Here is a 22,196-nt window from a genome sequence, read left to right on the forward strand (position 1 = left end):
TAGACACACTTTTTCCTACCATTCCTCATAGAATAAGGAATACTAAAAGAGGAAAAACGGTATGAGCATACCGTTTTAAACATCTGATGTATTGTTTTCACAATTTTTCTTAAATTGTCGAAAAGGTTGGGGCTTACCAAAATAATACCCTTGAATGTAATCAAGTCCCATCGTTTTCACCTTTTCATATTCTTCTTTTGTTTCTACCCCTTCCAACAGTACTTTTATATTCACATCATGACATAAGGTAACAATAAAGCGAATAAACGTCGCATCAAAATTGCTGGTGAGTACATCTTTCATAAACACTTTATCGATCTTAACAATATCGGCCGGTGCTTTTTTTAAGACCCCAAGAGAAGAAAAGCCTGTCCCAAAATCGTCCATGGCAATGCGAATGCCTAAAGCGCGGATCTTATGAAATAATGTTTGTTGCATATCATCATTCTTTACCATATAGCTTTCGGTCATCTCCACAATGATATGCGAAGGATCGATCATTTCTTCTTTTAGTACCTGTTTCATGAAAGCAAAAAATTGCAAATCACTTAATTGTATATAGGATAAATTAATGCTTACACAGAAAGTAGGGAGTATCGTCGTCATTTCTTTACAGTACCGTACTGCTTTTTGAAAGATCCATTTGCCTGCTTCATTGATCAAGCCGCTTTTTTCTAATAAGGGAATAAAAATTAATGGTGGCACATTGCCATAAATATCGCTCTTCCATCTGGCTAAAGCCTCAGCTCCAACGATTTGCTTGGTATTTGCATCGACCTGTGGTTGAAAGTGCAATGCAAAACCGATAAAATCGTGTTCAATACTGTAACGTAATTGTTCTATCAAATCAAGCTCGCGCATTTCATGCAACCGCATGCCTTTTTCATAAAATGTTAAACGATTCCGTCCATTGCGTTTACTGTGATCCAATGCGTAACGTAAATTCTTTGAGATATTCATGACATCTGCGGCATCATCTGGACAACTTAATGCAGCAGCCGAAATCGTAATATGATATTTACGATCATTTAATTCCTGCTGGGTGCGGTAAATATGCTGAATATCCGCAAATACTTCTTTCATCTGTGTTTTGGAAGCAGCTTGAGCGAAAATCACATGGAATTCATCACCATCATGACGATACATCTTTGCCCCTTGCGGCAAGATGGATTGAATCTGCTGAGCTGTTTTCGCTAATACTTCATCGCCGAAACGATGATTGTGAAACTTGTTGATATTAGAAAAATTATCCAGATCCAACAGCATTACACTGAATGGACGAGTATTCTTTTTTGTCAGCATTTGCTCAATCGTATCTTCAAATTCATATTTATTAAATAGACCTGTTAAATGATCGATCTTATTCTTTTTACTGAGGTCAGTTATCATTCCGGCAAATAAGATTGGATTTCCATCTATATCCCGCTCCACATGTCCCCGACATCTGAGCCATACCCACTCCCCACGGCAATTCTTAGCACGGTATTCCACATTATGACAATCACTGCGATTATCTGCAATGGCCAGATTAGCTTCCAAAAAAGCTTGTTGATCCGCTTCATGAATGTGCTTGCCCCATTCCAAAGCCGCATCATGAATTACCTGATGAGGAAGCCCAAACTCTTTTACCATTGCTTGTGAATATAAAAAAGTAGAGGGATCTTCTGCCATATTACATACATAAATATAATCATCGGTACTGGCTACTAAAGCATGCAACAGACGTTTTGTATCATAAGAAAATTGTCTGGCATCTTCATCTTCAAGAGAGTGGTGTGTGATAGAATAACGTGCCTTATCTAAGTGATAACGGCGTTTCCATTGATACATCGCATCATCACATTCCATGATTACTTGTTTAGCCGTGATCTTTTGTGTCGGTTCTACAACCGTAAGACCATAGCAAAAGCTGATGTGAAATGCATCCTGATCGGTTTTACGGGCAAGGTATTCCATTATCTTCTGTAAACGATCATGAATCTCTTGGCGCTGTTTTGCAGGATATATACAAAGAAATTCGTCTCCACTAAATCGTGCAGCATATTCTTCTTGTTGAAGATCTTGTTTTAAACATTGTGCGACCTGTTGGATAACAGCATCACCTGCATCATGACCATATTTCGTATTTATATCGGTTATATCATTAATATCGATCAGGGCAACGCATAAAAGCTGGTTGCGCAGGATTGCTTTTTTCAATTCTTTTTCTAAACACACTTCCCCGGCATGCCGATTCAACAAAGTGCTTAAACGATCCATTTCTTCTGTAAAATGCAAAGATTTACTCTTTTCGTTTTGCATGTCCCAACCTCCTGATACCTCTTTCATTGTAACGCAAATCATAAAAAATAAATAGAGGAAAGTCGGTTTTTCTTAGGTTTCATATTCTCATTATCAGATAAAAACTTGTTTCCGAACACAGCTATGTCGTATAATAAAGAAAAAGGAGCTAGCTTATGAATTTTAAATTAATCCATTGTAATATCAATATCACGAATATTGAAAAAAGTGTTGCTTTTTATGAAGAAGCCTTAGGGCTGCATGTGGCGGCGATTAAAAAAGCAGAAGATGATTCTTTTCAATTAACTTATCTGGAAGATGATACTCACCAATTCCAATTGGAATTAACATGGTTAAAAGAACATCCACAACCTTATGATTTAGGAGAAAACGAAAGTCACATTGCTTTTTCTTGTGATCACTTCCAACAGGCATATGCAAAACATGCCGATATGGGATGTATTTGTTATGAAAATAAAGCGATGGGCATTTATTTTATTGAAGATCCGGATGGCTATTGGTTGGAAATTGTTCCTGCCTAAAACTACTTAAAAACCACTAGGGTGGTTTTTTTGCTTACTTTTATATCTTTCTTAAAAGATAAGCTTAGCCCTTCTTTTAGGTGTATGTAAAGAATGTTATAATAAAGATACAGCAATTATGAACAGGAGGTGTTAGGATGCTTGATTTTCGTATGCAGACATTTCTTACGGTATGTGAAGAAATGAATTATACAAAGGCCGCAGAGCGTTTGCACATTACGCAACCGGCTGTGTCGCAGCATATTCATTATTTGGAACAACATTATGGATGTGCCTTATTTACGTTTACAGGAAAGAAATTAAATTTAACAAATGCCGGAAAACTACTTTTAAATGCCATGCAAACACAACAGCATGATGAAACACGATTAATGATAAAAATGAAACAACCAACAGAGGCTCCTTTAGCCATTGGAGCTACCTTAAGTGTTGCCGAAGGGTTATTGCAAGATGCCTTTGCCAGTTATTTAAAACAACATCCAAACCGCAGCATTACCTTAACGATTGATAACACCAAAACTTTATTAAAAAGCATTGATCAAGGAAAATTAGATGTCGCTTTTGTGGAAGGATATTATGCAAAAGATGCTTATGATGCTATCTGTTATCGCAAAGAGCCGTTTCTTGCGGTCTGTGCCCCATCCTTTCCACATTGGCAAAGCCTTACGACGCTGGAAGATCTTCTAACTTGTCCATTATTATTACGTGAAGAGGGCAGCGGCTCCAGAGCAATCCTAGAACGCTATTTAGCAGAGCAGAATATTGCCATACATGATTTCACTGCCTATACGGAAATCGGCAGTGTTCATCTGATTAAAGAACTTGCTGTGAAAGGCTGTGGCATTACGTTTCTTTATGAAAACACCGCTAAAAGAGAGATTGCCGAAGGCAGTCTGGTCATCCTTCCTTTAAAAGGCATGCCTTTGCATCATGACATTACATTTTTATGGCGTAAACATAGTCAGTTTGCGGATGATTATCGTCGTTTATTGGAAGAATTCCAAAAAGGTGAATGCTTATACACAAAGTAGCAAGTCGCTGCTATAAGCAAATTTCTTGTTTTTTATGATGACCGCGCTATAATATACCATAGTAATAATGAGAGAGGTTTTATGAAAAAACTAACGATTGAAAATTGGAAAGAATTACAACCCTATATCGCGCTAGCTGATTACCGTGAATATAACTCAAACGCTATGACGTTGCTGATGTGGTCTAATCGCTATGAGGCCTATTTTGAAACATACGAAAACTTTGCATTGGTATATACGAAAATGCCGCATCATGAGCCTGTATGGCTTATGCCATATTGTGCCTTGTCTTACCGTAAAGAAGCCTTAGAAATGCTTGCAAAGCGCAGTGAGCAATTGCATATCGCCTTTGAGGTGCATTCAATGACCAAGGAGTTTAAAAATTGGCTCACAAAGGAATATCCTCAAGCGTTTTTAATTTGGGATTGTTATAATGCACGCGATTATGTATATGATCGCATGCAGCAACAAACTTTATCCGGTAAGAAAATGCAGAAACGTCGTAATCACTTTCATGCTTTTGAAAAGCTATATGAAGGAAGGTATTATTATAAACCTTTAACACGCGAAGATATTCCTCATGTTATGGCTTTTTTAAAGCGTTGGAAAGCAACCAAAAAGGAAGAAGAGTATGAAACAATCGACGCTGAAATCATCGGCATTGAGCTCTTGTTTCAATATTGGGAACAATTACCTGTAGAAGGCGGATGTATTTACATAGATAATCAATTAGAAGCCTTTTCGATTACCTCACGATTGGCTGAAGATATGGTACAAATTCATGTGGAAAAAGCAAATCGCGCATATCGTGGTTTATATATCGCTATTTTGAAATGCTATTTAGAAACCCTTCCGGATACCATCCGTTACCTAAACAGAGAAGATGATATGGGACTTCCGGAACTGCGTAAAGCCAAGAGTGACATGCAGCCCGTATATAAGATTCAAAAGTTTGGCAGTTGTTATCAACCCTTAAAGATTCATCAGGCGGATGCCCATTGGAAAGATGCCGTTATGCAATTATGGGAAACAAGCTTTGCGGATGAAACTAAGGCATCCAGCCAATACTATTTTACGCATTTTTATCATGAAGAAAATACCTGGCTGTTAACAAGTCAACAGGAACCGATTTCTATGTTGCAGTTACGTCCGATGGACATTTCTCTGGATGGGAAAAAAGAACGTGTCTATTTCGTTGTCGGTGTCGCTACGCAAAAAGCATATGAAGGCTGTGGCTATATGAAACAATTGCTGCATAGTGTCTTACAAAAAGAGCCCTATGCATCGGCAAACTTCATTTTGCTGCAGGCATATGATTGGGAAATTTACAAATCAAGCGGCTTTGTGGAAACTTATATGGGCAAACGTTGGAAATTGGATAAGCAGGCATATTTACAAGATGAAGAAAAAGGTAAACTGACTACACAGTTTACAATATCGGCGCTTGTGGACATCTATCAGACTTATACAAAAGACAAAGAGGGCTATCGCATTCGTGATAAGGATTACTTTATTCAACAATTTCTTCCTTATGCTGACTTGTGGCAACAGACATTGTATGTCTATGAAGAAGATCAACAACCATGCGGTTATCTGTTAATCGAAGAGCATGAGCAGGATGTCGAAGTTATAGAATGTGCATATACAACACCAAAAGTGTTTACCAATATGCTATCTCTTTTAGCCCAAACAACAAAAAAAGTTTATCTTCGTACTTCTATTGAAGAAGATGTGAGCGGCAAAGGAAAATTAATGACCGTGATGATGGTAAAGCAGTTGCACAAGCCATCCTTACCGCTAGAGCATCTATATATAAATGAAACCATCTGATAATATCCTATGCGATACGATCAAACCTTAGCAAATGTATAGATGTCGCATTCTCAATAAGCATCAGATTTTCCATATAAATAACTATGCCCGCTGTAAACAGCGGGTCTTTTTAGGATATCTGCCTTTTTAATAGGTTGTTGATATAATCGATAGAAAATTGATATTTCTCATGTGTTTCTTCTACACTGTGTCCTTGCTTGATATAGTTTAACATCAGATAATCCATCGATTCTCCTACTTCAATCATATGATCATCATAATCAAAAAAACGAATCATTCGCTGACCCCAATTACTTACTTGTATTGGCTGATAAAGCTTTACATCATATGCTTTCATCTTTTCTATAAAACCATATAAATCCTCAGTTTCAAAGTATAACTCATGATCATAACAACCCGCTTTGATATCAACAGGTGCAACATCTAAAAACGATGCCCAGCATCTTTTCTCCTGTAAAGAAAAGCCCATATACACTATATTTTCACCAAAGTTCTCCAACATTGTCTGTTCCAATAATTCCTCATACAATCTGCGTGATCGCTGAATATCTTTCACACAGATGAGTCCTCCTGCAAATTTTACCATTTGTAACACTCCTCTCTCTTATTATCAGTATAAACGATTCATAAGACATAGAATTGTAAAAAAAGGACAGCTTGTGTCCTTTCATCTGCCCCCTGTCTAAGCGACAGTAAACTATATTAAAATTTATAAGGCTCTTGATAATAGCTTGTCATCTTTTCCACATAAGCTTTCGGTGTACAGCCACATACTCGAATAAAATCATGAATAAAATGCGACTGGTCATAATATCCACACAGCTGTGCCACCTGAATCAGCGAATGCGCATTTTGTAAGAGATGGATTGCCAGATTCATGCGCTGTATTCTTTGATAGTGCTTCATGCTGCAGCCAATCTGCTCCAGAAAGATACGCTGTACATGCCGTTCACTGTACCCAATCGCATTTCCGACTTCCTTTAAGGACACTTGTGGGTGCATCTTTTTTCGTAACATCGTCACTATATCGCTATCCTTATGCCCACCACTTAACAATATGCAATCAATCTTAGCTAAAAACATTTCCAAGGTCGTACTTTGCAAATAGGCTTCCACCATCTGCTCTTGCAACGCTGGTAAAACCTTCGACAAGGAAATCTTCTCATCCAACAGTTCCTGTAACCCTCGCTGAAATAGCTGATAAGCACCACCTTGATGAAATTCAATAAAAAAACTGAAAAATGCATCGTCTGGTTCTGCCTGTACCTCGACTAGTTTTGTTGTAGGGCCCCAATACTGAGCATCTATCGTATTCTTTTTCACCTTGAATACGATGCATCCGCTGACATCCGGAACTAAGAGCAAGGTTTCTTGGCCGGTATAAGCACTTTCCTGCAAAATAGTGTAATGTGCCACTGCTTTTTTAAGGAAAGGATGCGGTTGCACATAGAGATGAGAAGACGTCTTATGCAGAAAACGCTTTGGTTCAATGATCATCTGCATAGGGCATTCCTCTCCTTCCATATCTTTTCTAAAGCGATATCGTTACATATTCATTTTAAGCACTGCTAATGGAAAATCGCTTACCTTTAGGGATTCTGATTATCGTTTTGCATTGGGAACACATCTTCAGAAGACCTACACCTAATGCATAGTCATTTCCCTTTGAGATTACACAAGGTAACCTTCACTTAACTGATGACATCCCTTGAAAATACCTTAAGAAAAACTTTGCAAGCTGATCTTTTGAAACGATATTTATTTTTTAATATACTGAATAGCGATACAGTCTAAGCCGGTATGGGCACTGATAACAGCACAAATCGTATTGACATGTACTTTAACCAACGGACATTCCTTTTGAATAATATCAGCTATATTTGTAGCTTTATCCAAACAGTCTGAATGGATGACATAAATATCCCCTTCACTGTTCTTCATGATATCACAAATCGCCTGCACTGCTACATGTTGTGCTTTTTTCTCGGTTCTTACTTTCCCATAGACATCAATGGTACCCTTTGTCTTAGGCCCTATCGTTAAGATCGGTTTGATTTTCAAAAGACTGGCCAAAGCAGCTGCAAGTGGCGTTAAACGTCCCCCACGTTTTAGATGTTGTATATCGTTCGGTAAGATCAAAGTGCCACTTTCTTTTACCTTATCTTCCACATATGCCTTGATAGCTTCTGGCTCCATATTCTGCCTGCTGCATGCTAATGCTAATAAAGCATCATGACACTGTAAATCACAAGTTGTGTAGTTTTCAATAATGGTCATAGGTATGGCAAGATCTTCTGCACACATACGCATCGTATTATACGTACCGCTTAACCCTGAGGATAAAGGGACTGCGATAATATGGGTATAGCCATTTCGCTTAATTTCCTGTAGTACATCTTCAATTTCAGAAGTTAATGGCATGCTTGTTTTAGGTGTATGCTGCAGCCTTAAGCGCTCATAGAGTTCCTGTGTTGTCATATCCACACCATCCCGGAAAGCATCCGTGCCGTCTATGACCTCTAAAGGCACCACATATAACCCTAACGCTTTTCCACTTTCCTTTGTTAAAGCACTGCCACTGTCGGTTAATACTGCAATCTTCATCGCGTCCACCTTCTTTTCTAACAGCTTAGCTGTTTAGTTCTTTATTTTGATCTTTCTTACCTCTATGCGCAAGAAAGATTCTTATTTTTCATAGCCATAGGCAAAACGGTCTTTTACCGGTTCTTGCTGAGCCTGTTCTTTTTGGATTGCATAAGTATCAAATACACGTTGTGATGATTCATAAATACCACTGCGTTTATAGATACCACAAGGACTTCCATTCTCCAACAGCCAATATTCCTCTTCATCTTCCATGGTGACAAGCCATAAAGAAAGTTCTTCCCCTTCTTCTTCCACCGTTTCCATAAGCGTGATATCTTTCGCTGTTGCAGGAAGTAAGACATCTTCTGCATAGCCCATCAATCGTTCACGATTTACTGCGTTATTTAACATCGAAAACCCTTCTTTCTTCTTGTCTATTATACTCCTTTCCCATGATAATGAAAAGTGACAGCATCCTTGCAGATAAGCACAATCTAGCAATATGTCTTTGCTGATGATTTATGATGAATAATATGCTTGTTCTATTATTTTCTTATCGACATTTTTTAAATATGACAAGCATCTGTCATATTCATCTGTTACAATAGAATAGAACGGAGGGATCCTATGCACTTACAACGCCTCTTTGAAATCGTATATCTCTTATTATACCGTAAGAAAGTGACAGCCAAAGAGTTGGCAGAACGTTTTGAAGTATCGACACGTACCATTTATCGTGATATTGATACCTTAAGCGCTGCCGGTATTCCCATTTATACCAATAAAGGAAAAGATGGCGGTATCTTTTTAATGGAACACTTCATCTTAAATCGTGCTTTATTAAGCGAAGAAGAACAACAACTCATCCTATCTGCCCTCAAAGGTGTCCAAACCATTACCGATGATTCGACAGATACTTTAGAACGCATGCGTACCTTATTTCATCAACAAGAAACTGATTGGATTGCTATGGATCTTTCTGATTGGTCTAATCGCTCACGTAAAGATTTTGAAACCATACGGGATGCCATTCAAATACGTCATACTATTTCGTTTTCCTATTGTGGCAGTAACGGCAGTCAAAGCAAACGTCAGGCATATCCTCTTCAGCTTTGGTTTAAAGAACATACCTGGTATTTAAAAGCCTATTGTACTACACGAGCGGATTATCGCTTATTTAAGCTCTCGCGTATGCAAGAGGTGCACATGGAAAAAGAAACCTTCTTACCCATGCAGTATCCCGATGAAGAGGATATGACACTTCCAATAGCTACAACGGATATCACCTTGTGGGTGGATAGCTGTATGGCATATCGCCTGTATGATGAATACACTTTTGAGCAGATAGAGAAACTGGAAGATGGGAATTTCCTTGTGCATATTAACTACCCTGAGGATGAATGGGTCTATGGTATGCTGTTATCTTATGGTCCTTATGCAAAAGTACTTTCTCCTTCAACAGTAAAAGAGAAAGTTAAACAGCGGTTACAAGCCATGCAGAAACGATATGAAGAAGATGTAGAAACAATAGCTTTGCATACACAAGAAACAAAAGAAAAGTCCTCTGTTGATGCAGATGGCATTGCTTTTAAAAAGGGAAAGGAAAGATAATATGAATGCCTATGATGTAAAAAAAGAAATGAAAGATGCCTATGGTGTAAAAACCAAGCCAATGCGCATCACACTTTCTAAAGCAAGCTATCTTAAAATAGCAGGGACAGGAAATCCAAATGAAAAGGATGGTGCTTATGCAAAAGCGGTGCGTCTACTATATGGATTGCAATATACAATTAAGATGAGCATGAAAAAACAATGGGAGATTCTCGGTTATTCTCCCTTTGTGGTAGCTCCTTTAGAAGGCTTATGGTGGTTGGAAAATGAGCAAGCCTTGGAAACTGCTCACAAAGATCAGCTGCATTGGTATTCCATCATGCGCTTACCTGCTTTTGTGACAGCGGAAGTCTTAAAAGAAGCTTGCTTACGCTATGAACAAAAACATCCTGATGCAGATACTTCAGGAGTAAGTCTATGGGAATGGGAAGAAGGAGACTGTGTGCAAATACTACACATCGGATCCTATGATGATGAGCCACAATCCATCGCCAAATTGCATGCCTTTGCACAAGAACGCGGCTATCGAGTGATGATTAATGAAGCGAATCTGCGTTTTCACCACGAAATTTATCTGAGTAACCCTAATCGAATCTGTGAAGCAAAGCGTAAAACCATCTTGCGTTTACCCATCATCAAACAGGAGGCAGAAAAATGAAATATATACAACTCACTACAGAAAATATCAACAAAGAGCATATCTGCTGCGCCATTTCAGAAAAGAAAGGCGAACATCGTACTACCGATAAGAAAGCATGGCTTAAGAAGCGAATTGCAGAAGGTTTGGTCTTTTATAAAGCCGATGTTCGAGGTAAGGCATTTATCGAATATCTTGATGGCGAAAAAGCATGGATACCCATACAGGCTGAGCATTGCCTGTTCATCAATTGCTTATGGGTTGCCGGTAAGTACAAAGGAACAGGTATTTCTAACGCATTATTAAATCATTGTATCGAAGATGCCAAACAGCGCAATAAGAAAGGTATTTGTATTTTATCATCACGAAAAAAGATGTCCTTTTTAGCTGATCCAAACTATCTTACCTATAAAGGCTTCCAATGCGTTGATGAGATAACCCCCTTCCAGTTATACTACCTTCCTCTTAACACAAAGGATGCTGCTGCAACACCGAAGTTTCAAGATTCAGCGCGAACTTTGCATTGTGAAGAAGATGGTTTTGTTTTATATTATACTTGCCAATGTCCACATGCCGCACACTATGCCGCCATAGCCAAAGAGATTGTAGAAAAAGCAGGGTGGAGAGCGCATCTTCATCTTATAGAGTCACAAGAAGAAGCCATACAAGTACCTGCACCGGTAACGACCTATGCATTATTTATAAACCATCAGTTTATCACCAATGAAATTCTGTCAGAAAAGAAGTTGACAGCTCTTTTGCAATCCTATGAAAGCTGAAAAAATACATCAAGATGATATTTTTTTGGTAGGAATGCGCACACGCCTTACCTCTTCGCTATCAGAAAATCTTATCATCATCAAAAATTTCTGGAAACAATTTAATGCAAAACTAAAAAGTGTTCATATGCCTATGACACAGCCTTGGATTAAGTATGGGATTACCTTATACGAGCATGGACAGTATTATTATTTTTGCGGTGTAGTATCAAATCAGTGTTATCCGCTTGACTTTGAATTATTGCATATTCCCAGAGGTTCTTTTTTGCAATACACGCATACCGGCAGCATGGATGCTCTTACGCAAACCATAAACACGATTTGGAAACAAGAACTCCCCTTTTCTCCTTACAAAACCACAGATACAAGTATTCGCTATTTGGAAGTTTACAAAGAAGGCTTTTCCTTTCAGTCATCGGATTCCACTATTTTCATATATGTTCCTATACAAGAAGATGAAAATAAAGATTTCTTATATCTTCCTGCCAAGACAATCCTAGCAGGAAGCGGCGCACAAGCTGGAAAAAGTTATGCGCATTCATGGTTTGGCATGGACTTCAACATGAATTTGTACAAGGGTTGTTGTCATGGCTGTGTATATTGTGATTCACGCAGTAAATGCTATCAGGTTGCTGATTTTGATATTGTCAAAGGCAAACAAAATGCTTTGGCGATTCTGGAAATGGAACTGCGAAAAAAACGAAAGAAAGGAACGATTGGCATTGGCGCTATGTCGGATACCTACAATCCTTTTGAAAAAACACAATGTCTAACGAAAGGAGCCTTAGCATTAATCGAACGTTATGGCTATGGGGTCGGTATTGATACGAAAAGCACCTTGATTCTACGTGACATTGACATATTAAAACGTATCGCTAAACAATATCCAAGCATTTTTAAAATCACGATTACCTGTGCACAAGATTCCCTGTCGAAACAAATAGAACCCTTTGCCCCGGTATCTTCTAAACGCTTTGAAACCGTAAAAGCATTACGGGAAGCTGGCTTATTTACCGGTATCCTCTTAATGCCTATCCTGCCTTTTATTAATGATACCGAAGAAAATATTCTCACCATTGTTCAAAAAGCACATGAAGCTCATGCCAATTTTATATTTGTATATGGCGGCTTCGGTTTGTCTTTACGTGACAATCAAAGGGATTATTATTATCACTGGCTAGATCAGCACTATCCCGGATTGCGTTTTACGTATGAAGAACATTATCATAAATGCTATTCCTGTAATTCTCCACACTCTCGACGTTTGTATAAACTATTTGTGAAAGAGTGTCGCAAGTATGGCATCTTATATCGTATGAGTGATATTATACGTGCTTATAAATCAGCGATTCCAAATGAACAACTACAACTAACATTATAAAGGAATGCCATATACCTATTTTTGAGGTAAAAGGCATTCCTTTCTTTTTCCTTAGATACTTAAAAAATAACTATGTACCTCCTAATGTTCTACTAAGGTACTCCTAACATTTATGAATTCATGTACTTTTAAATGCAAAAAATGATTACTTTGCATTCATTTTTTCTGATAGATACATTTACCTTCTTTCCATGTTTCTAATACTTGTATCGTATCTAACTTCGTCTTATCTATCTGATAAGGGTTTTTATCCAGAAGAATAAAATCTGCTTGTTTTCCCTCTTTAAAGCTTCCCTTTTTATCTTCTTCAAAATATTGATGTGCCACATGAATCGTCAAGCCACGCAAAGCATCTTCCACGGATAAGGCTTCTGTATTTCCTATCTGATGTCCACTCTTTGTTTTTCTATTCACTGCACACCATAATGTTTTTAACATATTTGGCGGAATGACCGGGCTGTCATTATGGAAGGTATAGGGCAACTGCAATTTCTTGGCTGTATGTGCCGGTGAAATCTTATCCGCTCTTTGTTTCCCAAAATTTTCAATATGAATATCGCCCCAATACCAAGTGTGTGCAACAAAGAAAGATGGAATCATATCTAATGCCGGCATTCTTTCCAGTTCTTCCTTACGGACCAGTTGGGCATGAATCATGACCGGACGATGCGTCGTTGCCTCAGGATGTTGTTTCATGACCTTTTCAAATTGTGTAATGTATTGTCTTGCGGCAGCATCACCATTGCAATGTACAAGCAATTGACGTTTCTTTCTAACACTTTTTTCAATACGCTGATACATCTGCGCATCTGTCATCGCCGGATACCCGCGATCCTCACTTCCACAATATGGTTCCAACATCCATGCCGTCTTACCTTGTGGTGAACCATCAGCAAACGTTTTGTAACCACCTAATCTCAAATGATTCTGGTACCGCACATAAGTCGGGTATTGGGTAAACAAATCTTTTTCTTCACTTACATCTGCATAAGCAACTACATCGAGATATAGGGTATTTGACTTAGCGGCAGACAATAATAACTGAAATAAAGATGATTGCGTAAATCCCTCCTGCACTGTGGTAATCCCGTTACTGGCATAAATTGCCTGTGCTTCTTTCATCAGCTCTAACAGCGTTTCCATGGATGGCATAGGTACTTGATTTTGAAAAGACACAAAAGCCCTTTCTTCCATATAACCATTCATACTGCCATCAGCTTCTCTGCCATATCTTCCTCCCTCTGGATCTTTCATTGCATTGTGTAAACCACATGCCTGCAAAGCAGCGCTATTGGCAACTCCCATATGTGAAGAAGCATGAGAAATGTAAATCGGTTGCTCCATGCTAATTTCATCAAGCACATGTCGGTCAGGATGTCTTTTTTCTTTCATGAAATTATGATCATAATTCGCACCAATCAGCCAGTCCTGCTTCCCTAATTTTCTATCTTTCGCAAACTTCTTCATTTTTATAATAATATCATCAAATGATCTTGCATCACTTAAATCACAAAGGCGAAGCGCATTGGCTACTCCTGTAAAATGGGAATGTGCATCAAGAAAGGCCGGCAGCATTGTTTTCCCACACAAGTCATGAATTTCTGCCTCAGGGAAGCGTTTTATCAAATCAGAGCGATTTCCTAATCCCACAATACGCTCATTTTCAAAGCAAATTGCTTCTACTTGTTTTTGCACATCTTCCATTGTCAAGATAGTTCCATTTACATAGATATGTTTCATCTTATCCCTACTTTCTACCTTTATTATAGCTTACGATCATGTGAAAAATACGGTTTATCAAAAGATAGGCATCTTAAGACATATGACTGCTTTATGTATGAGAATATATACGATGCTATTTTATGCCATCGTAAAATAGCAATATGCATTTCTTTAGACTATGTAAATCCGATATTCTGTTTTCATAGCTAGCTTTAGGCAGCTTTGAAGGGTGCTCTTTTCTTAAAATCTATAAGTTCTTCTTCGCATCTTTTTTACGTTCTACTTTGATGCAATCAAACTCTTATCATAGAAAAAAACCGTCTAAACAGACGGTTCATCACGTAATAAACGATTGATATGTACATTTCCTCATCAGTGATAAGTTTCTGGTATTGATCATAGAGAAAACTTTTTACCTTATTCGCCACTTCAACTTCTTTTTGATAACGATTTTTTGATGTTAAATAGAAACTATCGCCATTATCCTCTAACATCTTATCCGTGAAGAATCGTTCAACAAAGAAACGGATATGTGTAATAAAGCGTAAATAATGTATACTATCTTTATGAAACTCTTTATTCAATGAATAACGAACAAGATTTATGATTTCTCCTATTAATTTCGCATAACGAGCACTGTCATACTCCGGGTTATTAGAAGATTGAGCATTTACCAAATGAAACGCAATATTCACTGCTTCATCATCCGGAAGTAGAATATGTAATGCTTTATTAACCAATTTTAAACAATGAACACCGGCAGCATATTCTTCAGGATAAAAATTTTGTATTTCCCAAATTAAACGATTGGTTGTTACCATGTTTTGTTTCAAACGTTCTATCGCAAAGTTCAAATGATCTGCTAAAACAAAATACAAATTATCATTAAACTCTGTATGTAAATCTGCTTTAGCCAAAGAAATAACCTGATGGGTCACTTCCAATACTTCAGGAGAAATGGCATCTAAAAGATCCATAATCTGTTTTGATTTATCACTCACAACAGGTATATAAAATTGATAGGTAGAGTCATTCACATCGATATTCTCGCCAGATTTTTTACCATAACCTATCCCTTTTCCTAATATGATAAAATCGGATTTTTGTTCGTCCTCGACCAAAACAACACTGGAATTTAAAACTTTTTTGATCTTAGCCATTCTCTTTCCTCCTTCATCTATCATTCAAAATCTAAACTATTATGGTGAATAACCTTTTGATACCAATAGAAAGAATCCTTCCGATATCTATCATACGTTCCATTGCCGTAATCGTCAACATCCACATAGATAAAACCATAACGTTTTGACATTTGTTTTGTGGATTCACTGATTAAATCAATGCATGCCCAGGATGTATAGCCCATCAATTCTACACCATCTTCTAAAATCGCATCCAACATACATTTAAAATGTTTTCGATAATAATCAATGCGATATTCATCATGTACCTTTCCATCTATCAGCTCATCTTTAGCTCCTAGACCGTTTTCCACGATAAACAAAGGTTTACGATAGCGATCATACAGTTCTACAAGTGAAATACGAAGTCCGATAGGATCAATCTGCCAACCCCATTCACTAGAAGGAAGATATGGATTCTTCAATCCCATAACCGTATTCCCAGCGGTTTTCTCAATACCTGTTTCATCCTCAGCAACACAACTTGACATATAATAACTAAAAGATACAAAATCAACTGGATATTTTTTCATGATTTCATCATCTCCTGCTTCTTTATGGATATGAATATCATGATTTTTATAATAGCTTAATAAGTAGGATGGATATTCTCCAAATACCTGTGTATCGGAATAAGCATAAATATTACGCATCATTTGTTGTGATTTTAAAATATCTTCAGGTTTGCAAGTCATAGGATAATACGATAATTTCGTAATCATGCAGCCAACTTTTGCCCCCGGTATAATTTCATGACAGATCTTTGTTGCCAAAGCGCTTGCTACAAATTGATGATGCATTGCTTGATAACATACTTCTTCAAAATTTTTATTTGGAAAGCGATCCTTAATTAATCCACCGGTTGTATAAGGATGACGAATAATACTGTCAACTTCATTAAATGTCAGCCAATATTTTACTTTATTTTTATATCGCTCGCAAATTGTACGAACATAGTTCTCAAAGAAACCGATCACTTCTCGAGAATACCATCCATCATAAGATAAGGTTAGATTTAAAGGAGGTTCATAGTGAGACATGGTTACAAGCGGTTCAATGTTATATTTTTTTAATTCATCAAATACATCATCATAGAACTGCAATCCTTCTTCATTTGGCGTTTCATCATCACCATTTGGAAAAATTCTGCTCCATGCAATGGACATACGAAATACTTTAAATCCCATTTCTGCAAACAGCTTAATATCTTCTTTATAATGATGGTAAAAATCGTTTCCATGGCGTTTTGGATAATTTACCATATCTTCAGGATGTGCTAATGCTTCTTCAATATCTTTTGATGTAATTTCATTTTGTTTCTCATAATTTTTCACATCAACATCAAACTTTGCTCGTGCACAATCTGAAACGCTCCATCCTTTTCCCCCTTCATTCCAACCGCCTTCCATCTGATTCGCAGCTGTTGCGCCTCCCCATAAAAATCCTTCTGGAAATGTTCTCATGTTATTTCTTCCTTTCTGTCATCATCATGATCCCACTTGGATCCATTTGTCCTTTTCCTTTTACAAATATATCATAAGCAGCAGTGTTTGTTACAATGATTGGTGTTGTTACATCATAACCTTCACTTTTAATTTTCTCTACATCAAATTTTAACAAGAGATCCCCTTGCTTTACATGATCACCGGCTTTTACACATGCTTCATAATATTTCCCATTTAATTCAACGGTATTTAAACCAACATGAAACAATAATTCCGTTCCATTCGTTGTTTCCATACCAATAGCATGTTTTGTATCAAATACCATTTTTATGGTCCCTTCACATGGAGCATACAATTCACCGATTTCAGGAATCATAGCAATTCCATCACCCAACGCTTTTTTAGAAAACATCTCATCATTAACACTTTCTAAGGCAATCACATTTCCTTTTAAAGGTGCCTGTATTGTGTTGATTTCATCATTATTTTCGGGTGTTTCACTATTTGCTTCCTCTTTCCAAAGAAAGAAAGTTATAACGAAAGATAAGATAAAGGCCATAACAAATCCAATCACACCATATATGAAATTCATGCCATTCTTTGGATCGATAAACATCGTGATATTCGCAAGTCCAGGTCCTGCAATAACAAAACTTTTTAATAATACAAATCCACAGAAACCTCCGGTGATAAAGCCACTGACAATCACACTGATTAACACTTTTTTATTTAATAATGTTACACCATATAATGCAGGCTCAGTAATTCCCATTAAAGCAGAGATGCCGGCTGATGCAGCAACAGACTTTTTCTGCTGATCTTTCGCCTTGATTGCTACCGCAAAGCAAGCTCCTGATTCAGAAATATTGTGAGCTAAAGAAGCTGGAAGATACATCATTTCATAACCTAAATTACCATAAGTCGATACGGCATATGGTACCATAGCTTTATGCATACCGGTTGCAATCATAAATGGTAAGATACCTGATAATAAAGCAATGCCTAAGAATCCTAACTTATCATATAAGAACAGAATTGCAGATGTTAGATATTCTCCCAATGTATATCCTAATGGTCCTAATACCAAGAATGCCAAGGGAATCGTAATTGCTAAAGCTACCATAGGAACAAAGAATACTCTAATTGCTTTAGGTGAAATTTTGTTTAAACCTTTTTCTAACACACCTAAGCATAATACAGTAAGTATTGCCGGAAACACCTGAGAGTTATAAGCAACATTCTTTACCGTAATACCAAAGATTTTAAATCCTTCTGCAAGTAAAGCGACATTATTAGGCAGTAATAAAACGCCGACGGCAGCCAAAGCAACAAGTTTGTTTGTATTCATTTTGGTTGCTGTGGTTACAGCGACCATTAAAGGTAAAAAGTAGAACGTCGCATCTGAAATAGAAGATAAGATTACATAAAACCCATCACTTGCCGATACAATTCCTAATGTAGATAACAGGATCAAGATAGATTTTAATACACCAGCTCCAGCAATAGCTGGTACAAGCGGCTGGAAGATGCCAACAATAAAACTTAACAGGGTATTGCCAAAACTTTGTTTTTCCGTTTTTATCGATTGCTGTTCTTGCGGTTTACATAATTTCATCAATTCGTTATACACTTCAATAACGGCATTCCCTATAACGATTTGTACTTGAACGTTTAGAATAACGCCAATCACACCGGGAACCTTTTTCAGATTTGCTTCATCAACTAAGGTTTGATCTGCTACTGTAAAACGAAGGCGTGTGGAACAATGTTCCAAATTTACAACATTTTTTTCACCTCCGATATAGGTTAAAATATCGGCTGCACTTTTTTTATAATCCATTTTTTTCTCCTTCCCATGTACGATGCAATTTTTGGCCAAAAAATAAAGGCAGGATCTACAATACATCCAGACAAACATATTTGCCTTCTGGATATTGTAAGATCCTGCCTGCATTACCAGTTACATGTCTTATTACGCATATAAATATAGCATGCTGAAAGCGCTTTGACAAGAGGTTTTTGAATTTTTTTATTTATTCACTTTATTTATAATATCAATTTGATTGTTAAATCGATTAAATTACTTTAAGATATGCTTTTAATCTTATTGCAAAGAATGCTTCCATTTCGCATCTGTATTTTCTTAAGTAAGCGAATTTTGTTAATGTATATACAACTTCTTGCGGCTAGTATGAATGCTAATTTTATATGAAACGTAAACATAAGTCTTTCCTTGATTTCTATAAAGCACAAATAGAAAAAACAGGCATTTTTATAAACACCTGTCAACATTTTAATCTTCTAATACCTGAATACATATTCCTATCGTTCCCGGACCCGTGTGCACACCAAGGGCCGGAGATACTTGATCACTGACAAATACATCCATATGAGGTAGCTTCGGAAGCAAATCTTGCTTAATTTCCTCACATAATGCAGCAGCATCACCATGCATAATGGAGACATTATATTTCTTATGATTACCGGCAAATTGCAAAGCCAATTCTTTGGTCTTGGATATGGATTGCTTTCTTCCTCTTACCTTTGCTACCGTATAATACACACCATCTTCATTACATGATATAATTGGCTTTAAATGTAAGGCATTCCCAAATAATGAGGCAACCAGGCCGATTCTACCACCTTTTTGCAGATATTCTAAAGTTTCCACAACAAAGAACACCTTACAATTCATTACTTCTTTTTCTAATTTCTCACAAATTGCTTGATAACTCATGCCGGCTTCTAAATAACGAGCCGCTTGAATGGCATGAAATCCTGATCCGATGGAAATATTTTTTGTATCCAACACAAAGAACTCCAATCCTTCATAATTTTTTGCCAATAAATTGATCATATTATTCGTGCCACTTAAGCCACTGGATATCGTAACAGCAATGACCTTTTCATAACCATCTGCTTTTATACGATCAAGTATCTTCTGAATATGTTCTCCAGAAGGTAATGATGTCTTAGGGATTTCCTTTTCTAAACCACGGTATACTTCTTCAGCGGTAATATCTACACCATCCATATATTCACGATCTTTATATAATACCTTTAAAGGAATAACATACATTCCATATTTATCTACGAATTCCTGCGGTACATTACAACAGCTATCCACCAGAATAGCAATCTTTTCTTTATTCATGAACTTTGAACCTCCATTTATATTTCAAATTGAAATACGATTGTTACATACATAGTATAGTATAATTCTTATAATTAGTCAATCTAGTTTCTATAACTAAATGAATTGTCCATATGAAGTAAATGTACCTTTCTTTTTTCTTGTTTCTTCTTCATGATCCATAACTGCTATCATCCGCACACAAAAAAAGCTGTCATCTTTAAGACAACAGCTCATTTCTTATCAAAATTATTTATTCAATGCTTCTGATACAGCTACAGCTACAGCTACGGAAGCACCAACCATAGGGTTGTTACCCATACCGATCAGACCCATCATTTCTACGTGAGCAGGAACACTTGAAGAACCAGCAAACTGAGCATCAGAATGCATACGTCCCATTGTATCTGTCATACCGTAAGAAGCAGGACCTGCAGCCATGTTATCTGGATGCAATGTACGACCTGTACCACCACCAGATGCTACAGAGAAGTATTTTTTACCCTGTTCGATACATTCTTTCTTATATGTACCTGCAACTGGATGCTGGAAACGTGTTGGGTTAGTAGAGTTACCAGTGATAGAAACGTCTACACCTTCGTGATGCATAACAGCAACACCTTCACGTACATCATCTACACCATAGCAGTTAACAGCAGCTCTTTCTCCATTAGAGTAAGCTTTTCTGTAAACTTCTTTTAATTCACCTGTGAAGTAGTCAAATTCAGTTTCAACGTGTGTAAATCCATTGATACGAGAAATGATCTTCGCAGCATCTTTTCCTAAACCATTCAGGATAACGCGCAGTGGTTCTTTACGAGCCTTGTTAGCGTTACGAGCGATACCGATTGCACCTTCAGCAGCAGCGAAACTTTCGTGTCCTGCCAAGAATGCGAAACATTTTGTGTTGTCATCCAACAACATAGCAGCCAAGTTACCATGTCCCAGACCAACCTTACGATCGTCTGCAACAGATCCAGGAATACAGAATGCCTGTAACCCTTCACCTAATGATTTCGCTACTTCATAAGCTGTTTTATCACCTTTTTTGATAGCGATTGCTGCACCGGCAATATATGCCCAGCATGCATTTTCAAAACAAATTGGCTGAATGCCTTTTACGATGTTGTATACATCAACACCTAAATCATCACACAGTGTTTTTGCTTCTTCGATGGAAGAAATACCATATGAGTTTAATACTTCATTGATTTTATCAATACGTCTTTCGTATCCTTCAAATAATGCCATGATTTTTCCTCCTATTCGTGTCTTGGGTCGATGTACTTAACAGCATCTGCATAACGACCATAAGTTTTCTTTGCATTGTTCAGAGCTTCTTCAGGGTTAGTGCCCTTTTTAACAGCGTCCATGAATACACCCATGTTTACGTATTCATAACCGATGATTTCATCATTTTCATCAAGACCCATCTTTAAGATATAGCCTTCAGCTAAGTCTAAGTAACGAGGTCCTTTTAATTTTGTTGAGTAAACCGTACCAACCTGAGAACGTGTACCTTTACCTAAGTCTTCCAAACCAGCTCCAACTGGAAGTCCGTTTTCAGAGAATGCAGACTGTGTACGTCCATAAACGATCTGCAGGAACAGTTCACGCATAGCTGTGTTGATAGCATCACAAACTAAGTCTGTATTTAATGCTTCAAGCAGTGTTTTACCAACGATAGCCTCACTAGCCATAGCTGCGGAGTGAGTCATACCGGAACATCCTAATGTTTCAATCAGTGCCTCTTCGATGATACCTTCTTTAACGTTCAGTGTCAGTTTGCAGGCACCCTGCTGTGGAGCACACCATCCAATACCATGTGTCAAACCTGAAATATCTTTGATTTCTCTGGAGTTTACCCATTTTCCTTCTTCAGGAATAGGTGCACAACCATGGCTTGCACCACACTTAACAGTGCACATGTTTTCAACTTCTTTTGAATAAATCATGTCATTTCTCCTTTCTCGCATAATCCATGAAAGATTTACCATAGTGCTACTTTAACGCTTGTGTAGCTGTCTTGACAATG

General features: G+C 37.5%; 19 protein-coding genes. 7 read left to right on the forward strand and 12 right to left on the reverse strand.

Annotation, left to right across the window (positions count from 1 at the left end):
* Positions 1-75: 75 nt before the first annotated feature.
* Positions 76-2,301, reverse strand: coding sequence for a bifunctional diguanylate cyclase/phosphodiesterase (locus KJS44_RS13030; protein ID WP_008690658.1), 2,226 nt, complete (start codon positions 2,299-2,301; stop codon positions 76-78).
* Between the two features lie 155 nt (positions 2,302-2,456).
* Here KJS44_RS13030 and KJS44_RS13035 point away from each other — a divergent pair, with 155 nt between their 5' ends.
* From KJS44_RS13035 to KJS44_RS13045, 3 genes are all read left to right on the forward strand, one after another.
* Positions 2,457-2,822, forward strand: a complete 366-nt coding sequence (locus KJS44_RS13035; RefSeq protein ID WP_008690656.1) for a VOC family protein — start codon at positions 2,457-2,459, stop codon at positions 2,820-2,822.
* A gap of 137 nt (positions 2,823-2,959) precedes the next feature.
* Entirely contained in the window at positions 2,960-3,853 is an 894-nt protein-coding gene (locus tag KJS44_RS13040; RefSeq protein ID WP_008690654.1) for a LysR family transcriptional regulator, read from the forward strand.
* 81 nt (positions 3,854-3,934) lie between these two features.
* A complete protein-coding gene (locus tag KJS44_RS13045; RefSeq protein WP_213540138.1) occupies positions 3,935-5,683 on the forward strand; it encodes a GNAT family N-acetyltransferase in 1,749 nt (582 codons plus the stop codon).
* 112 nt (positions 5,684-5,795) lie between these two features.
* Here the strand turns inward: KJS44_RS13045 and KJS44_RS13050 are convergent, their stop codons facing one another.
* The 4 genes from KJS44_RS13050 to KJS44_RS13065 all read right to left on the reverse strand — a co-directional run bounded on the left by KJS44_RS13050 (position 5,796) and on the right by KJS44_RS13065 (position 8,683).
* Positions 5,796-6,272, reverse strand: coding sequence for a VOC family protein (locus KJS44_RS13050; protein ID WP_008690652.1), 477 nt, complete (start codon positions 6,270-6,272; stop codon positions 5,796-5,798).
* Positions 6,273-6,388: 116 nt separating this feature from the next.
* On the reverse strand, positions 6,389-7,189 hold the full coding sequence (locus tag KJS44_RS13055; RefSeq protein ID WP_008690651.1) for a helix-turn-helix domain-containing protein: 801 nt from the start codon (positions 7,187-7,189) through the stop codon (positions 6,389-6,391).
* Between the two features lie 255 nt (positions 7,190-7,444).
* Positions 7,445-8,290 carry a DegV family protein gene (locus KJS44_RS13060; protein WP_008690650.1) on the reverse strand — a complete coding sequence of 282 codons (846 nt, stop codon included), beginning with the start codon at positions 8,288-8,290 and terminating at the stop codon, positions 7,445-7,447.
* A gap of 81 nt (positions 8,291-8,371) precedes the next feature.
* Positions 8,372-8,683 carry a hypothetical protein gene (locus KJS44_RS13065; RefSeq protein ID WP_008690649.1) on the reverse strand — a complete coding sequence of 104 codons (312 nt, stop codon included), beginning with the start codon at positions 8,681-8,683 and terminating at the stop codon, positions 8,372-8,374.
* A 216-nt stretch (positions 8,684-8,899) separates the two neighbouring features.
* On the opposite strand from KJS44_RS13065, the gene KJS44_RS13070 reads away from it, so the two are divergent.
* The 4 genes from KJS44_RS13070 to KJS44_RS13085 are packed head-to-tail and all read left to right on the forward strand — an operon-like array spanning position 8,900 to position 12,680.
* A complete protein-coding gene (locus KJS44_RS13070) occupies positions 8,900-9,883 on the forward strand; it encodes a helix-turn-helix transcriptional regulator (RefSeq protein ID WP_008690648.1) in 984 nt (327 codons plus the stop codon).
* A gap of 1 nt (position 9,884) precedes the next feature.
* Positions 9,885-10,541: a GyrI-like domain-containing protein gene (locus KJS44_RS13075; protein ID WP_008690645.1), complete on the forward strand. Its 657-nt coding sequence runs from the start codon at positions 9,885-9,887 to the stop codon at positions 10,539-10,541.
* The gene (locus tag KJS44_RS13080) at positions 10,538-11,299 is read left to right on the forward strand and encodes a GNAT family N-acetyltransferase (RefSeq protein WP_008690644.1); all 762 of its coding nucleotides are present in this window, start codon (positions 10,538-10,540) and stop codon (positions 11,297-11,299) included. Before KJS44_RS13075 ends, KJS44_RS13080 begins: the two co-directional genes overlap by 4 nt.
* A gap of 34 nt (positions 11,300-11,333) precedes the next feature.
* The gene (locus KJS44_RS13085; RefSeq protein WP_244976566.1) at positions 11,334-12,680 is read left to right on the forward strand and encodes an effector binding domain-containing protein; all 1,347 of its coding nucleotides are present in this window, start codon (positions 11,334-11,336) and stop codon (positions 12,678-12,680) included.
* 156 nt (positions 12,681-12,836) lie between these two features.
* On the opposite strand, the gene KJS44_RS13090 is transcribed toward KJS44_RS13085, so the two are convergent.
* The 7 genes from KJS44_RS13090 to KJS44_RS13120 form a co-directional block, all read right to left on the reverse strand.
* Positions 12,837-14,420 carry an amidohydrolase gene (locus tag KJS44_RS13090; protein WP_008690642.1) on the reverse strand — a complete coding sequence of 528 codons (1,584 nt, stop codon included), beginning with the start codon at positions 14,418-14,420 and terminating at the stop codon, positions 12,837-12,839.
* Positions 14,421-14,695: 275 nt separating this feature from the next.
* Positions 14,696-15,562, reverse strand: coding sequence for a PRD domain-containing protein (locus KJS44_RS13095; RefSeq protein ID WP_008690641.1), 867 nt, complete (start codon positions 15,560-15,562; stop codon positions 14,696-14,698).
* A gap of 20 nt (positions 15,563-15,582) precedes the next feature.
* Positions 15,583-17,046, reverse strand: a complete 1,464-nt coding sequence (locus KJS44_RS13100) for a glycoside hydrolase family 1 protein (protein WP_008690640.1) — start codon at positions 17,044-17,046, stop codon at positions 15,583-15,585.
* 1 nt (position 17,047) lies between these two features.
* Positions 17,048-18,868 carry a beta-glucoside-specific PTS transporter subunit IIABC gene (locus KJS44_RS13105; RefSeq protein WP_008690639.1) on the reverse strand — a complete coding sequence of 607 codons (1,821 nt, stop codon included), beginning with the start codon at positions 18,866-18,868 and terminating at the stop codon, positions 17,048-17,050.
* Positions 18,869-19,321: 453 nt separating this feature from the next.
* Positions 19,322-20,182: a DegV family protein gene (locus tag KJS44_RS13110; RefSeq protein WP_008690638.1), complete on the reverse strand. Its 861-nt coding sequence runs from the start codon at positions 20,180-20,182 to the stop codon at positions 19,322-19,324.
* A 228-nt stretch (positions 20,183-20,410) separates the two neighbouring features.
* Entirely contained in the window at positions 20,411-21,412 is a 1,002-nt protein-coding gene (locus KJS44_RS13115) for a GGGtGRT protein (protein WP_008690636.1), read from the reverse strand.
* A gap of 11 nt (positions 21,413-21,423) precedes the next feature.
* Positions 21,424-22,116, reverse strand: a complete 693-nt coding sequence (locus KJS44_RS13120; protein ID WP_008690634.1) for an iron-sulfur cluster assembly scaffold protein — start codon at positions 22,114-22,116, stop codon at positions 21,424-21,426.
* Positions 22,117-22,196: the final 80 nt, after the last annotated feature.

The organism is Longicatena caecimuris (assembly GCF_018406465.1).
Classification (GTDB): Bacteria; Bacillota_I; Bacilli_A; order Erysipelotrichales; family Erysipelotrichaceae; genus Longicatena; species Longicatena caecimuris.